We start from the raw sequence: 16,071 nt of genomic DNA, 5'->3' as shown, positions 1-16,071 counted from the left end.
AAATAACTGATATCATTTCGGAATTTCGGATCTTCGGCAAAATTCGGAGAAAATGGCATCGCCGATGCGGCTCCGCGCATGCTGCTGGAACGGCATTCGGCGGTCCCATGGCTTGATCCCCCGGTCCGGCTTTGCGAGTGTCATGGCTGATAGCATTCAAGGAGGTCACATGCTGGTTCTTTCCGAAGCGCAGACAGTCGAAGCCTTGGCGTGGGAGCCACTGATCGACGCGATTGGCGATCTGTTTGCCCAAGGCTGCACAATGCCGATTCGGCATCATCATGAGGTGGAAGTGCCAGGTGAGAGAGATGCCACGCTTTTGCTGATGCCCGCTTGGAAAGCCGGTGCCTATATCGGTGTGAAGCTCGTCTCGGTCTTTCCGGACAACCACATGCGCGGCCTGCCGGCGATCCATGGCAGCTATCTTCTATCGTCCGGGCGCACAGGCGAATTGCTGGCGGTGATTGACGGGGGCGCGCTGACGGCGCGACGGACAGCGGCAGCTTCCGCACTTGCAGCCCGCTATCTTGCCCGACCAGACGCCAGCGAGCATCTTGTTGTCGGCACCGGGCGGCTCTCTCTCAATCTGATTGAGGCGCATGCGGCGGTCAGGCCGATCCGTTCGGTCAAGATCTGGGGACGCAATGCGGAAAAGGCTGAAGAGACTGCTGCCGCTGCCCGCGCACTCGGATATGCGGCCGAAGCGGTTCGCGATGTTGAAGCGGCAGCGCAGGCAGCCGACATCATCTCCTGCGCCACGCTCAGTTCCGAACCATTGATCAAGGGAGCATGGCTGAAACCCGGCAGCCACCTGGACCTCGTCGGCGCCTTCAAGAAGGATATGCGCGAAAGCGATGACGATGCCGTGCGGCGGGCGAGCCTTTATGTCGATACCTATGGTGGGGCCTTTGGCGAGGCAGGAGACCTGCTGCAGCCTATCGATTCCGGTGTCATCAAGAAAAGTGACATCAGGGCCGAGCTGGCCGAGCTGGTGACCGGTCAGAAGGCTGGCCGCCAGAGTGCCGAGGAGATCACACTTTTCAAGTCGGTCGGAGCGGCACTTGAAGATCTGGCGGGCGCAATCCTGGCCTATGAAACTGTGACCAAGGGACTACCGGTTTCTGCATGACAATCCGCTTTCCCGATCTTCCGATCACATCGAAACTGCCCGACATCCTCTCAGCGCTCGAAACGGGCAATCGGCTCATCCTGTCGGCTCCACCGGGCGCGGGCAAGACGACGATCGTGCCGCTGGCTCTGCTGGATCAGGCCTGGCTGGGTGGGGAGCGGATCATCCTGCTCGAGCCCAGGCGGCTGGCGGCAAGGGCGGCGGCTGGCCGGATGGCAGCCCTTATGAAAGAGACGGTTGGCGAGACCGTCGGCTACCGGATGCGGCTCGACAACAAGGTTTCGACGAAAACGCGGATCGAAGTGGTGACCGAGGGGGTTTTCGTGCGGATGGTGCTGGACGATCCGGAGCTTGCCGGGATTGGTGCCGTCCTCTTCGACGAGTTCCACGAAAGATCGCTTGATGCGGATCTCGGTCTGGCGCTGGCGCTTGATGTGCAGGGCGCGCTGCGGGAGGATCTCCGGATCGGGGTGATGTCGGCAACGCTCGATATCGACCGGGTTTGCGGTCTGCTGGGGGATCCGCCGGCGGTGATCAGCGAGGGTCGGAGCTTCCCGGTTTCCATAGAATACAGGGATCGACCGGGAACGGTGAAGATCGAAGATGCCGTGACGGCGGCAATAGTGGAGGCGCATCAAAAGGAAGCCGGGTCAATCCTTGCCTTCCTGCCCGGACAGGCAGAAATCCGCCGGGTGGCGGAGAGGCTCGAGGGACTTTTTGGCGAAAACACCCGGATCGCGCCGCTTTACGGCAATCTCTCTCAAAGCGAACAGGATGCAGCGATCCGCTCTGCACCGGCTGGCGAGCGAAAGGTCGTTCTGGCGACCTCTATTGCAGAGACCTCTATCACCATTGACGGCGTGCGTGTCGTGATTGACAGCGGGCTCCAGCGATTGCCGGTTTTTGAGCCGGCAAGCGGGATCAGCCGGCTTGAGACAGTGCGGGTCTCTCGCGCTTCGGCAGAGCAGCGGGCCGGTCGTGCTGGGCGAACCGAGCCGGGAACGGCCATTCGTCTCTGGCATGAAGGGCAGACGGCTTCGCTTCCGGCCTTTACGCCACCGGAGATCCTGGCGAGTGACCTCACGGGCTTTGTGCTGGACCTCGCCCACTGGGGGGTGACAGACCCCGCGACGCTGTCGCTGATCGACAGGCCTCCGACGCCAGCTCTCAAGGAAGCGAGGGCCCTGCTGTTGGGGCTTGGCGCAGTAGACGATCAAGGCCGATTGACCGCACGCGGGCATGCGATGCGCGGACTTGCCCTGCCGGCCCGCCTCGCCAGCATGGTGCTGGCGGCGACTGACGATGGATATGCTCATGCGGCAGCGGAACTGGCCGTGCTTTTGACCGAACAGGGGCTTGGCGGTTCCGATGTTGATCTGGACGAGAGACTGAGACGATTTCGGCGGGAGACGGGCGAACGGGCGGCAGCGGCCAGGCGGCTTGCCGCCGGTATTGCCCGCCAGGCCAATGGACTGGCAGGAGCGAAGGCAAAGGAGAAGGAAACAGCCATTTCGGTGGGCAGGCTTCTGCTTCATGCCTATCCGGACCGGATATCGCGCAACCGAGGTGGGCGCGGTCGATTCGTGCTGGCCAATGGACGCGGAGCAGAACTGCCGGAGACGGAACGGCTTTCGGGAGCAAACATGCTGGTTGTTGCCGATCTGACCGGAAAGGCGGCACAAGCAAGGATCCTTGCGGCAGCAGAAATCGATCGTGAAACGGTCGAGGCGGAACGACCGGATATGGTGACCCGCGACGAAATCAGCGGTTTCGACCCGGTAAGCCGGCAGGTGCGGGCCAGGCGGGTCGCGCGGATTGGAGCCATCACGCTTGAGGAGACACCCCTGCCCAAGCCGCGTGGCGAGATGGCAGCAAGGGGGCTTGCCGACGGAATACGGCAACTGGGTTTAAGGGAGCTGGCCTTCTCGAAGGCTGGCGAACAGCTGCGCCAGCGGCTCGGTTTTCTGCATCGGAGCCTTGGTGAGCCGTGGCCGGATGTGAGCGAGGAAGGGTTGATCGAAGCGCTGGAGCGCTGGTTCATCCCTTTTCAATCAGACGTGACCCGATTTGAGGACATCAAGCCGGGCAGTCTGCATGACGGGTTGATGGCACTTGTGCCGCATGAGCTGGTGCGCAGTCTGGACCAGCTTGCGCCGACGCATTTTACCGCACCAACCGGACAGGCGCATCCGATCCGATATGACGGCACCGAGCCGGTTCTTGCGATACGCGTGCAGGAACTGTTCGGCCTGAAGACCCATCCGTCTATTGCCGGCGGCAAGTTGTCCCTCGTTCTGGAGTTGACCTCGCCGGCGCATCGGCCCATCCAGACAACACGCGACCTGCCCGGTTTCTGGGCTGGATCATGGAAAGACGTGCGCAGCGAAATGCGGGGACGCTATCCGCGACACCCATGGCCTGAGGACCCGGCAGCAGCGCTGCCGACGACACGGGCAAAACCGCGCGGGACGTGAACAAAGGTCGCCCGTCATGGCGAGCTCCTGGAGAGGATGGAATTGATGATGGATCTTGCTGCGCAATTCGGCCCGTCCAGCAGACGGTTGCGACTGGAGACACTGGTCAAGCTGCGCTGGGTGGCGGTGGCAGGCCAGGGGCTGACGGTCATGGTGGTGGCCTTCTGGTTCCAGTTTCCACTGCCACTGCTGACTTGCCTTGCGCTGATCGGAGCGCTTGCTGCTGCCAATGCTCTGTTGTCCGTCGCCTTTCCGGCGACCTATCGGCTTGAGCCAGGCGCTGCCTTCGCGGTGCTGGCGCTGGATCTCTTCCAGATGGGGGCACTGCTTTTCATCACGGGTGGCCTCAGCAATCCTTTCGCGCCCCTGATTTCCATTCCGGTCATCATCTCCTTTGCTTCGCAGCCTCGACTTTACTCCGTCGCGCTGTTTGCCACGGCCCTCGTCTTCATCACGATCCTGTTCTTCACGCCCTTTCCCCTGCCTTGGTTTCCGGGGGAAGATCTTCGCATGCATTCGGTCATGCAAATGGGGATCTGGTGCTCGATCGTCTCGATGATGGCTTTCGCAGCCTTTTATGCCTATCGGGTGTCGCAGGAAGCGACGCTGCTTGCCGATGCGCTGACCGCGACGGAGTTGATCCTGCAGCGGGAGAAGCATCTCTCCCAGCTCGACGGACTGGCCGCCGCAGCGGCCCACGAACTCGGAACGCCGCTTGCCACGATCAGCGTTGTGGCCAAGGAAATGGAGCGCGAGCTGGGTGATGACGAGCGTTTCCGCGAGGATGTGCAATTGCTACGGAGCCAGAGCGAACGTTGCCGCGACATCCTGAAGCGGCTCACGACATTGCCTTCAGAAAGCGAGGAGCACATGCGCGTGCTGCCGCTGTCCTCGATGATCGAGGAGGTGATGGCACCACATCGCGAATTCGGGATAGAACTGGAGCTTGTCGAGGCCAGCAATCGCGGACGGGAGCCCGTCGGCACACGCAATGCCGCCATCATGTATGGGCTCGGAAACCTGCTGGAAAATGCGATCGACTATGCCCGACAGAAGGTGACCGTCACGGTAAGCCATGATGATCACCACGTGGTGGTGATAATTGCCGATGACGGTGAAGGCTTTTCGCAAGGGGTCTTGCAAAGAATTGGCGAGCCCTATGTAACCAGCAGACAGCGCGACATGCGGGCCGGCGGTTTGGGGCTGGGTCTCTTCATCGCCAAGACGCTCCTTGAACGTTCAGGGGCGACGCTTCGTTTTGAGAATGGCGAGGCAAGAGAGAGCGGAGCGCGGGTCATCGTGACGTGGCCACGCGAATATATGGAAGCTAGTGCTGCGACATGACTTTACCTCTCGCTGCCAACCGGCGATAACCGGGGCCAGCAAAGCGGGTCTGACATCCATTGCCTGATACTCTACGTATAATGGTTTGGAGATCGACCTTAACACTGTTGGGTAGCAGGAATGACGAATATGTCTGAAAGTGCCTCATCCATGACCAAGACGACAAGTGGAGCCTCCGGTCAGTCGCCAGATGCGCCGGGCTCCGACCAGAGCTTGCTGATCGTTGATGACGATGCCCCCTTCCTGCGGCGCCTCGCCCGGGCCATGGAAAGCCGTGGTTTTGTTGTCGACCAGGCCGCATCTGTGGCCGAGGGTATCGCCAAGGTGAAAGCGGACGCGCCAAGTTACGCCGTTGTCGATTTGCGTCTCGGTGACGGCAGCGGTCTGGATGTGATCGAGGCCATCCGGGAGAAGCGCAGCGATACCCGTATTGTCGTGCTCACGGGATACGGCAATATTGCAACAGCCGTCACGGCGGTAAAACTCGGGGCTCTGGATTATCTGTCCAAACCTGCCGATGCCGACGACATCTTCCTGGCCTTGACACAGAAGCCGGGCGAAAAGGCCGAAGTTCCGGAGAACCCGATGTCTGCAGACCGGGTGCGCTGGGAGCACATACAGAGGGTCTATGAAAGCTGCGATCGCAATGTATCGGAGACGGCGCGTCGCCTGAACATGCATCGACGAACGCTGCAGCGAATCCTCGCCAAACGTGCCCCGCGCTAGTTTTCAGGTGGGCTGGGCGTGAGCAGCCCATTCGGCCGACATCAGACGCTGGGCGGCGGTGCGGGAAAAGCTCAAGGTGACTGCCTTGCGGGTTGCAGGCGGAAGCTTGTGTTCGGGAGCCTCGCGCATCAGATGTGCGCCGTAGGCATCCGACAGGAATAGGCCGCAGTCTTGCGGGAATATGTCGAGCGGCACGTCGGCATGGGTTGCGAAGAACAGGCGATCACAATAGGCGCGGTAGTCGGGCCATTTCCTGTCGACACGGAAGTCCTCTATCGAAGACTTGATCTCGATGATCCAGACCTCACCCTTTTCCGACAGGGCAATCAGATCGGCCCGTCTTCCATTGGACAGCGACAACTCCGGCAGGATCGCAAACCGCATCTCTGCCAACAGAATCTGCACCCCACGGCGCACCAGCAGGGCCTTTTCGGACTGACGACCGTCGATTAACGGGTTGTTAAGGCCAATCGAAACAATCGTCATGGGATATCCTTCCAGAGCCTGTCTGCCATGTTGCAAAAAAGCCATGGGCATTCATTTTGCATCGTCGATTACTTTCGACCGCTTCGCAGCACTTGCGTCGCTAAGATTATTAAAAAATAAACCATAATCAAAGATGGTCGCGAGATCGTCATTCAGCCCTCAAAAACGAGCCATCGCATGCGCTTTCGGACTTTCATGACGGTGCTCGGCCTTGCTGCAACTGTTGCACTGGCCGGCTGCACCACGACCGGCGAATCCCAGGAAACCGCCCAGTCCACCAAGGTCGAGATATTCAGCGACTCCTATGGAAAGGTGACCGACGCCGGATATGCGCTGCCGGCCATCCCGATCCAGAAGATCGACAAGAAATTCCACCGCCAGATCGTCAACTATTCGACGCTGGAGAAGCCGGGCACCATCATCGTCAACACACGGGAACGCTTCCTCTACTACGTTTTGCCGCGCGGCAAGGCCGTTCGCTACGGGATTGGCGTCGGCAAGGAAGGCTTTGCCTGGGAAGGCAAGGCCTATGTCGCCTGGAAGCAAGCCTGGCCGACATGGCATCCGCCGAAGGAAATGGCTGAGCGCAAGCCGGAGGTGGCCAAATATGTCGAAAAGGGCATGGGTCCGGGGCTGAACAACCCGCTCGGCGCGCGCGCCCTCTATCTGTTCAACGAGAAGGGCCAGGATACCTTGTTCCGTCTGCACGGCACGCCGGAATGGAGCTCGATCGGGACTGCTGCCTCGTCCGGCTGCATTCGGCTGATGAATCAGGACATCATCGATCTCTACGAGCGCGTGAAGCCCGGCCGCAGCGCCAAGGTCATTGTCCAGCAGTAAGGTCTGAATACCTGCAGATACCAACAAGCCGCCTGGCTGACCCGGCGGCTTGTTGTTTCAAGAAACTCATTTCGGCCTCAGGCGGCTGCTGTCGCCTTGAGTTCAAGCCGGCGACGATGAAGAACCGGCTCCGTATAGCCATTCGGCTGTTCGACACCCTTCAAGACCAGATCGCAGGCAGCCTGGAAGGCGACGGAGGCGTCATAGTCTGTTGCCATTGGCTTGTAAGAAGGATCGCCCGCATTCTGGCTGTCAACAACAACGGCCATCCGCTTGAGCGTCTCAAGGACCTGCTCCCGCGTGACAACGCCATGGAGCAGCCAGTTGGCCATGTGCTGGGCCGAGATGCGAAGCGTCGCGCGGTCCTCCATCAGGCCGACATTGTTGATGTCCGGCACCTTCGAGCAACCGACGCCCTGATCGATCCAGCGTACGACGTAACCAAGAATGCCCTGTGCATTGTTGTCCAGCTCACGCTGGATTTCCTCCGGGCTCCAGTTCGGGCGCGTAGCGACCGGAACCGAGAGAATGTCTGAAAGCTTGGCGCGAGCGCGCGACTTCAGGCCATTTTGCACTTCGGCAACATTGATGCTGTGATAATGCGTGGCGTGAAGCGTCGCGGCCGTCGGCGACGGCACCCAGGCTGTGTTGGCACCAGCCTTTGGATGCGCGATCTTCTGTTCGAGCATGGCCGCCATCAGGTCCGGCATGGCCCACATGCCCTTGCCGATCTGCGCGTGGCCCGACAGACCGCATTCAAGGCCGATGTCGACATTCCAGTTCTCATAGGCAGCAATCCAGGCAGCCTGCTTCATGTCACCCTTGCGGATCATCGGACCGGCCAGCATTGAGGTGTGGATTTCGTCGCCCGTGCGATCAAGGAAACCGGTATTGATGAAGACCACACGGTCCTTGGCCGCCCGGATGCATTCCTTGAGGTTGACTGTGGTGCGGCGTTCCTCGTCCATTATGCCCATCTTCATGGTGTTCGGTGCCATGCCGATCAGGGCCTCCACGCGGGAGAAAATCTCGCAGGCGAAGGCTACTTCCTCCGGTCCATGCATCTTTGGCTTGACGACATACATCGAGCCGGCGCGAGAGTTCATCCGACGGCCGGAAGGGCCGATATCGTGAAGAGCGATCAAACCGGTGACGAGCGCATCCATGATGCCTTCCGGCACTTCATGGCCGTCGCGATCGAGGATGGCCGGATTGGTCATCAGATGACCGACATTGCGGACAAGCATCAGCGATCGACCGGGCAAGGTTGTGGCAGACCCGTCGGGCGCCAGGAATTGCAAGTCACCATTCAGCCTGCGGGTGAAGGTCTTGCCGCCTTTGCTGACTTCTTCCGTCAATGACCCGTTCATCAGGCCGAGCCAGTTAGAATAGACGACAACCTTGTCTTCAGCGTCGACAGCGGCGACCGAGTCCTCACAGTCCATGATCGTGGTCAGAGCTGATTCGAGACGGATGTCGTTGATCGAAGCGGCATCGCCGCTACCGATAACGCCGGATGCATCGAACAGGATCTCGATGTGAAGACCGTTGCGGCTAAGGATGACGGCCTCCGGTGCGTCGGACGCGCCGCGATAGCCGGCAAACTGAGACGGATCTGCCAAACCGGTCATTCCACCATCGGCAAGGGCAACGGACAGAGACTGGTCCTTGACGGTCACCTTGGCAATACTCGACCAGTTTCCGGCAGCCAGCGGCGCAGACCGGTCGAGAAAAACGCGTGCCCAGGCGATGACCTTGGCCCCACGAACCGGATTATAGCCCTTGCCCTTGTCGGCACCATCGGCTTCCGGGATGGCATCCGTGCCATAGAGCGCATCATAGAGCGAACCCCAGCGGGCATTGGCAGCATTGAGCGCATAGCGGGCGTTCATGACCGGGACAACAAGCTGCGGCCCGGCGGTTTCGGCAATTTCGGCGTCGACATTGTCGGTGGATACAGAGAAATCCGGACCTTCCGGCAGGAGATAGCCGATGTCGCGCAGGAAGCCCTCGTAGTTCGCCATGTCGGATGGCGCACCATTTTCCTTGTACCAGGCATCGATCTTCGCCTGCAGCTCGTCGCGCCGCGCCAGAAGGGCGCGGTTTTTCGGGGCAAGATCATGAACGATGGCGGCAAAACCCGCGAAATAAGCGTCAGGGTCCACGCCGGTTCCCGGTAGGGCCTGCTGGACGATGAAGTCGTGAAGCTGCTTGTCGATCTTCAAGCCGTGGGTTTCAACAAAGGTCATAATGATTAAGGTTCCTCACACTGTGCGCCCAATTAACTGCTGAGAATGCCTTGTTTGAATTCACAGTCAATCGATCAACAATTAGAAATATTCATTCCATTCTGGAAACAGTCAGGCCCTCGCATGGCGAGGCCGCCCGCTGGCGGTGGCAGTTATCCGGGCCTCGATCAACTGACGACGCCCTTCGATTTCGGCCACGTCGACGGATTCCGTCACCAGAGTGACAGCATCAGGCGCGCCATTCGCGGCAGCACGCTTGTGTGCCAGTTCCATCGCTGTCTGGCGTGCGAAGGCGAAGGCCTCCTGCTCCCTGGTAAAACGGGAAGCTTCGCCCAAGCCCGTTACCACATGAAGGCCTTCTTCAGGACAGGTGATGAAAGCGTTCACTGAAATGCGGACCTGTCCGACGACGGCGCCGATGGCATTGGCGACATCGGCATCCCCCGGAATTGCCAGATCAGAGCCGAGAGCTCTGGCAATCGCGGGATAATAGACCGGGGCGGACGCACCCAGACCGACCACAGGCCGGTCGAGCGCGAGCCTGAAGCCGGTAATCGCCGGGCGGTGGTCGAGTGCTCGACTGATGAGCGTCGATCTGGCGGGATCGATGTCGTGCAGGCCATCCTCGGCCAGTGTGGCGGCAAGGATCGCTTCGGCAGACTGGCGCGTCAGCCTATCGACAATTGTCTGCGCCAGTTCTTCCGGGGTTGCCGCCACGGGCTTTCCTGCACCTGTCTTGCGGCGGGCAGCCAGCTGCATCCCGAGAAGGGCTGCCTCACGATCCCACTGCGCCTGTTGATTGAGAAGGTGCATGGCGTCGGAGGGGGTGAGGCCACAGATGTGCACCAGTCCCCTGGCGACAAGACGATCAAGCGTCGCCTTCTGCTGGGTCAGACTGATGAGCGTGTCGAGTGGTACCGGAGCGTTTCCGATCCGGTCGAAAAGGGCCTGTTCCTGGGGCTGGAGGCCGGTTGACAGAGCGATCGGCAGACCCGTTCTGACAGCAAAGCGGCCGTCATTGCGACCGGCATGGCTGGCACGCAGTTGCCGCTCCAAGGTTTCTTTTACAGGGGTACCATGAAGGGTACCCGTGAGGCTCAGCGGGACTAGCCGGCGGGGGCCGAGCTGGATGCGAAGTCCAAGGCCCTGATCGTCGATATGAACTTCGGAGTCACCGCCCAGGCCGAAGGTGCGCATGGCCACGGCCTCCACCATGGTCCGATAGCCGCCGACCACAGCGCCATCGGCATCGAGGCGGGGACTGCCATCTTCCATGATGGCAACATCTGTGGTGGTGCCGCCGATATCCGATACAATTGCGTTGTCGAGGCCCGTCAGATGCCGGGCGCCAACGAGGCTGGCCGCCGGGCCCGAAAGGATTGTCTCGATCGGGCGCAGACGCGCTTCGCTGGCCGATATCAGCGCACCATCGCCGCGCACCACCATCAAGGGAGCCTCAACGCCACGACCTGCAAGATAGGTTTCGGCAGAGCCTATCAGACGGTCGATCATCGAGACCAGACGAGCATTCAGGAGCGTGGTGAGCGCACGGCGTGGTCCACCGAGCTTGGAGGACAGCTCGTGACTGCAGGTCACGGGCAGACCGCTTACGGAGCGGATCACCTCGCGAACGCGCACCTCATGGGCCGGGTTTCGCACGGCAAAATATCCCGCTACAGCGAAGGACGTCACGCTCTTTGCAAGATCGGGTAGGGCGGCCACCAGCGGTTCGAGGTCCAGCGGCTGCTCATTGCCATGCACATCATGGCCACCGGGAAGAAAGACGACCGGATCCGAGCCGAGCGCTTCGGCGAGACCATCTCGCTTCAGATCCTCTGGACCGAAACCGATCATGACCAGGGCCGCCCGTCCGCCCTGCCCTTCCACAAGGGCATTGGTGGCCAGTGTCGTCGAAAGGCTGACCAGACCCAGTTCGCGGGGATCGAGGCTGGTTTGCGCAAGCACCTTGTCCAGTGCTTCAGCGATGCCGACCGAAAGATCGTGGCGGGTGGTCAACGCCTTGGCCTTGGCCAAAATGCCCTGATCATCATGAAAGATGACGGCATCCGTGTAGGTCCCGCCGGTGTCGATGCCGAGCATGTATTGCGATGCCACTCAAACCGCCTTGTCTTATGCGCCTTTGCTGTTTTGGCTTATGCCACAGACACATCGCTTTCAGCCAGTGTGTCTGCGGCATGTTGAGGTCGGCGACGGGCGGTGACCCGCATGGGCAGGCCCCCCGAGGGCTGAGTCGTCAGTTTCTGGACGGGCCACGGCTTTGTCTCGGACGTCACATCGAAACGGTACCGATACATGAGCACGGCAAGGGCAATGACGGCTTCCTGCAGGGCAAAGGTCGCACCGATGCAAACGCGTGGCCCGGCACCGAAAGGGAGATACTGAAAACGTCCAATCTTCTCGCGGTTTTCAGGCAGGAAGCGCGAAGGATCGAAGACACGCGGGCGATCCCAGTAGAGTTCATGGCGGTGAAGGGTCCAGGGCATAACGAGAATGGTGGTGCCCTTCTCGATATCCACGACCTCGCCGTTCGAAGCCTCGTAGCGATCAGGTGCCACTGCTTCTCTGTTGAGGGACGGGGCCGGTGGATAAAGACGCATGGCCTCCTCAAAGGCTGCCCGGACATGGGGCATGCGTTCCAGCCAGTCGACGGGTGCGGCGCCACTTGCGATCACGCGATCGATTTCTGTTTCCATCCTCTCGCGCACTGCGGGGCAATGAGCGACGCAATAGAAAGTCCATGCGAGTGCTCGCGCGGTGGTCTCATGACCGGCACCGATGAAGGTCAGGATATTGTCCTCGATCTCTTCGGTGGTCAGCCCATCCGGACCCTCCAGTTCAAGGAGAAGCGTCAGAAAATCGTCCGGGGCTGTGGCTCGATTGGCCTGCATGCGCTGACGCCGCTCATCCATGGTGCGGCGAACAAGCGCCCGGAACTTGTTGAGCACCCGGTAGCCGCCGATCCGGGTCAGACGCGGAAGCCATTTCGGCGCGCGCAGAAGGTCTAGCGGATCGATGCGGCCCATACGATGCAGCAAGGCATCGACGTCATCAGCAAAATCACCGCCTTCGGAGGCGATTTCACCGGAAAAGAGGGTGTCTGACAGGATCGCATAGGTGAGTTCCGTCATGTCGACGGCAATATCTCGAACTATGCCTTCAGGGTTGTCGGTCTCATAGCGGGTCAGAAACGTCTCTGACTGCTCGTGCATCTGCCGCGCGAAGCCACGGGCGTGACGCGGGGTGAAGACGGGCGCCATGGCCTTGCGTGAACGTTTCCACACGGGCCCCTCTGCCGTCAGCAGGCCATCCCGCAGAATGGGGCGCAGGACCAACTGGCGGACCTCAGCCATGGCGTAATTTGCGGAATTGTCGACGAGCACATGGCGGATCAGGCCTGGATCATTGACGATGAGCGTGGTCTCACCGAAGAAGCGCGTCTTGATCCAAGGCCAAGTGTAAGACGGCATACCCCAGAGCTCGAGGGGATTGCGCAGTACCGTCCGGATGATCTCAAGCCGGCTAGGCGGCACCGTGCGCGGCAGCGGCGCCGGTGGCTCGAAATCCGATAGCGGGGCAGGACCTTGCATGGCATTCTCCCTGGGGCCTAAGCGCCCCATCAGGAGTTAGAGCAGCTCCTGGAGCTCGTCCAGTCGATCATTGATCAGCCAACCGTAGTAGTTCTCTTCCGGCAAACCTCCGCCCCGTGCCTTCAAGGCGCGGGCGCGCTGCTGGGAGCCGCCAATATTGAAGAGCGTGGCGGTAATGCCGGGGTTCCTTGAGATATCGACATTCGCAATTGTTCTATAGTCGTCAATCGATTTGCGGATCACGGCAGCCATGTAGGCAAGGGAGATATCGGGGTCCATGATTGCCCGGTAGACGCCAGCGGCATCAGCCGGATCAAGTTTTGCAAAGCCCGACTTCTGATTGACCAGGTCGGTCAACATCAGGGCCGTCAGGGGATTGATCTGCCCGAGACCGAAAGTCTGGCCGGCATAGAAGGGCTGGAAGAACACTGCGCTGAACCGGTTATCCGGATAGGCACGGCCATCGACTTTCTTGCCCCTGAATGTCGCCTGCCAGACATCTTCTCTGCAGCTCCACAGGCGGTAGGAATCGTCAAAGTCAGCGCATCTGTCGAATTCGGAACGTTCAACGAAATCCGAGATGTCCTCGCCCTTGTAGGCAAAACGAAAGCTGTTTCCGGCATAGGAGGCAGCCTTGACATAGTAGCTTTGCAGACGGTCGTAAGCATCGACATTGTAGGTATGCTCACCCACGATTGCGCCGACCATATGGATTGGATCGATGTCGTAGGCTGCTGCAACCCGCTTGATCTTTGAAATCAGGCTGCGGTCCTGCTTCAGGAGATCGCGAACTTTTTCATATTTCAGGTCGAAGCTAGTCTTTCCGGCCCTGGTGCGTCGAACAGATGCGCCCGGAATTGGCGGCTGCTCGGCATTGCGATTTCCCGGCGGGACAAGGCGCGCAGCATCGGCGGGCGCAGGTATCCCCATCGCCAGCGCCAAACTCACCATCAAACCCTGCGTAAAACGTCGCACGTATTATCGTCCCAAGGCGCCGATCATTTCTTCACCACGCCTCGGCACTGCCTGATGCGCAAATCGACTGTGGCATCTCTTTACATAAGCGATACCTGCATTGTCGACTGCGGGCGGCGTCACTTTCTTGAGAACCGCCTTTTTCCTCTGGTCGAAGGTGCACAAACACCACAGGCTGTGGCCTTCGTCACAGGATGTAGCGCGAAAGATCTGCGTCACCAGCGATGCTTTCGACCTGTTCGCGCACATAGGCCGAATCAATCATCGTCGCCGAACCGCCGCGATCCGGCGCATGAAAGGATATGTCATCCAGAACGCGTTCCATGACGGTTTGCAAGCGCCGGGCCCCAATGTTTTCGACCGTCTCGTTGAGGCGAACCGCAACATCGGCCAGGGCATCGATCGCGTCTTCGGTGAAATCGAGCTCCAGTTCTTCCGTTGCCATCAGCGCCTTGTACTGGCGGATCAGGCTCGCTTCGGTCTCGGTCAGGATGCGGCGGAAGTCTTCCTTCGACAGCGGCTTCAGTTCGACGCGAATCGGCAGACGCCCCTGAAGCTCCGGCAGGAGGTCGGACGGCTTCGATACGTGGAAGGCGCCGGAGGCGATGAACAGGATATGGTCCGTCTTCACCGGCCCATATTTCGTAGCAACCGTCGTACCTTCGACCAGCGGCAGGAGATCGCGCTGGACGCCCTCACGCGAGACGCCGGCGCCCATACCGCCATCACGGGCGGCAATCTTGTCGATTTCATCGAGAAAGACGATGCCGTCATTCTCCACGGAACGCAGTGCCTCCCGCTGAATGACGTCGACATCGATCAGCTTGTCGGATTCGTCGTTTATGAGGTCGGCATAGGAGGCCTTGACCGTTGTCCGCACCTTCTTTGTGCGGTTGCCCATCGCCTTGCCGAACATCTCGGAGAGATTGAGGATGCCGACATTGGCACCCGGCATGCCGGGAATTTCGAAACCGGGCATACCGCTGCCGGAATCGGCGATCTCGATATCAATTTCCTTGTCATCGAGTTCGCCATTGCGCAGCTTCTTGCGGAAGCTGTCACGGGTCGCGGGAGAGGCCGTTGCGCCAACCAGCGCATCGAGAACCCGCTCTTCCGCACCGGCATGGGCCTTGGCCTGGACTTCGGCGCGCTTCTTGTCTCTGACAAGGGCAATACCGACTTCGACAAGATCGCGGATGATCTGTTCGACGTCGCGACCGACATAGCCCACTTCGGTAAACTTGGTCGCTTCCACCTTGATGAAAGGTGCACCCGCGAGCTTGGCCAGCCGGCGGGAGATTTCCGTCTTGCCCACCCCTGTCGGTCCGATCATCAGGATATTCTTCGGCATGACTTCGTCACGCAGATCATCCGGCAATTGCTGCCGACGCCAGCGGTTGCGCAGCGCAATCGCCACAGCACGCTTGGCTTCATGCTGTCCGATGATGTGACGATCGAGTTCGGAAACGATCTCACGCGGAGAAAAATTGGTCATTTGAGAAAACTCCCGACGATCACGCTGAGGCTGGCGGATCAGGTTTGATGTATTGATGGGGTCAGGTTTGCGCCATAACCCCTATTGGGCATCCAGCTGCTCGATAATCGCGCTATCGTTCGTATAGACGCAGATGCGCGCGGCGATTTCCATGGAGCGGCGGGCAATCTCTTCGGCCGACTTGTCAGTGTCCATCAGTGCCAGGGCGGCTGCCAAGGCATAATTGCCACCCGAGCCGATTGCCATGGCCCCATGCTCCGGTTCCAGCACATCGCCATTGCCGGTAATGGCCAGGGTGATCGACGTGTCGGCGACCAGCATCATGGCCTCAAGATTGCGCAGATACTTATCCGTGCGCCAGTCCTTCGCGAGTTCGACGGCGGCGCGCATCAGCTGTCCCGGATATTGTTCCAGCTTCTTTTCCAGACGGTCGAGGAGGGTGAAGGCGTCGGCAGTCGCACCCGCAAAACCGGCAATGACCTCACCGCCCTTGCCGATGCGGCGAACCTTGCGGGCATTGCCCTTCATTACGGTCTGACCGAGGCTGACCTGTCCGTCTCCGGCCATGACCACCTTGCCGTCTTTCCGCACTGTTACAATCGTTGTCATCTTTCACCCATCTTGCCCCCATCGGGGGCTTCATCAGCGGGCCTTTGCCCTTCATGAAGGTCTATGTAAGTTCCCTTTCGATGATTGCAAACCAGCCGGGATCGCTTCCCTGCTTGCATCGGGCCGGAGCCATTCT

Annotated in this window: 12 protein-coding genes; 5 read left to right on the top strand and 7 right to left on the bottom strand. The window is 60.1% G+C overall.

Annotation, left to right across the window (positions count from 1 at the left end; translation table 11 throughout):
• Window positions 1-169: 169 nt before the first annotated feature.
• From lhpI to FE840_RS04715, 4 genes are all read left to right on the top strand, one after another.
• Entirely contained in the window at window positions 170-1,129 is a 960-nt protein-coding gene (gene lhpI / locus FE840_RS04730; protein ID WP_138286772.1) for a bifunctional Delta(1)-pyrroline-2-carboxylate/Delta(1)-piperideine-2-carboxylate reductase, read from the top strand.
• Window positions 1,126-3,603, top strand: coding sequence for an ATP-dependent helicase HrpB (gene hrpB, locus FE840_RS04725; protein WP_138286774.1), 2,478 nt, complete (start codon window positions 1,126-1,128; stop codon window positions 3,601-3,603). The genes lhpI and hrpB overlap by 4 nt, the downstream gene beginning before the upstream one ends.
• A gap of 36 nt (window positions 3,604-3,639) precedes the next feature.
• Window positions 3,640-4,947 carry an ActS/PrrB/RegB family redox-sensitive histidine kinase gene (locus FE840_RS04720; RefSeq protein WP_138286776.1) on the top strand — a complete coding sequence of 436 codons (1,308 nt, stop codon included), beginning with the start codon at window positions 3,640-3,642 and terminating at the stop codon, window positions 4,945-4,947.
• A gap of 150 nt (window positions 4,948-5,097) precedes the next feature.
• Window positions 5,098-5,673: an ActR/PrrA/RegA family redox response regulator transcription factor gene (locus FE840_RS04715; RefSeq protein ID WP_138286779.1), complete on the top strand. Its 576-nt coding sequence runs from the start codon at window positions 5,098-5,100 to the stop codon at window positions 5,671-5,673.
• A 3-nt stretch (window positions 5,674-5,676) separates the two neighbouring features.
• Here the strand turns inward: FE840_RS04715 and FE840_RS04710 are convergent, their stop codons facing one another.
• Window positions 5,677-6,159, bottom strand: coding sequence for an MmcB family DNA repair protein (locus tag FE840_RS04710; RefSeq protein WP_138286781.1), 483 nt, complete (start codon window positions 6,157-6,159; stop codon window positions 5,677-5,679).
• 177 nt (window positions 6,160-6,336) lie between these two features.
• On the opposite strand from FE840_RS04710, the gene FE840_RS04705 reads away from it, so the two are divergent.
• Entirely contained in the window at window positions 6,337-6,999 is a 663-nt protein-coding gene (locus FE840_RS04705; protein ID WP_138286783.1) for a L,D-transpeptidase, read from the top strand.
• Between the two features lie 77 nt (window positions 7,000-7,076).
• Here the strand turns inward: FE840_RS04705 and FE840_RS04700 are convergent, their stop codons facing one another.
• The 6 genes from FE840_RS04700 to hslV form a co-directional block, all read right to left on the bottom strand.
• Complete coding sequence (locus tag FE840_RS04700) at window positions 7,077-9,248, bottom strand: malate synthase G (RefSeq protein WP_138286784.1); 2,172 nt, start codon at window positions 9,246-9,248, stop codon at window positions 7,077-7,079.
• A gap of 111 nt (window positions 9,249-9,359) precedes the next feature.
• Window positions 9,360-11,363, bottom strand: coding sequence for a hydantoinase/oxoprolinase N-terminal domain-containing protein (locus FE840_RS04695; protein WP_425502169.1), 2,004 nt, complete (start codon window positions 11,361-11,363; stop codon window positions 9,360-9,362).
• Window positions 11,364-11,401: 38 nt separating this feature from the next.
• Window positions 11,402-12,856: a cytochrome P450 gene (locus tag FE840_RS04690; protein WP_138286786.1), complete on the bottom strand. Its 1,455-nt coding sequence runs from the start codon at window positions 12,854-12,856 to the stop codon at window positions 11,402-11,404.
• A 36-nt stretch (window positions 12,857-12,892) separates the two neighbouring features.
• Window positions 12,893-13,831: a DUF1402 family protein gene (locus FE840_RS04685; RefSeq protein WP_425502168.1), complete on the bottom strand. Its 939-nt coding sequence runs from the start codon at window positions 13,829-13,831 to the stop codon at window positions 12,893-12,895.
• Window positions 13,832-14,018: 187 nt separating this feature from the next.
• Complete coding sequence (gene hslU, locus FE840_RS04680) at window positions 14,019-15,326, bottom strand: ATP-dependent protease ATPase subunit HslU (RefSeq protein ID WP_138286788.1); 1,308 nt, start codon at window positions 15,324-15,326, stop codon at window positions 14,019-14,021.
• An 81-nt stretch (window positions 15,327-15,407) separates the two neighbouring features.
• Window positions 15,408-15,935: an ATP-dependent protease subunit HslV gene (gene hslV, locus FE840_RS04675; protein WP_138286790.1), complete on the bottom strand. Its 528-nt coding sequence runs from the start codon at window positions 15,933-15,935 to the stop codon at window positions 15,408-15,410.
• Window positions 15,936-16,071: the final 136 nt, after the last annotated feature.

Source organism: Peteryoungia desertarenae, from assembly GCF_005860795.2.
GTDB classification, from domain to species: Bacteria; Pseudomonadota; Alphaproteobacteria; order Rhizobiales; family Rhizobiaceae; genus Allorhizobium; species Allorhizobium desertarenae.
The sequence above is the reverse complement of the archived record's forward strand: the minus strand, read 5'-3'. Positions and strand labels throughout refer to the sequence as shown.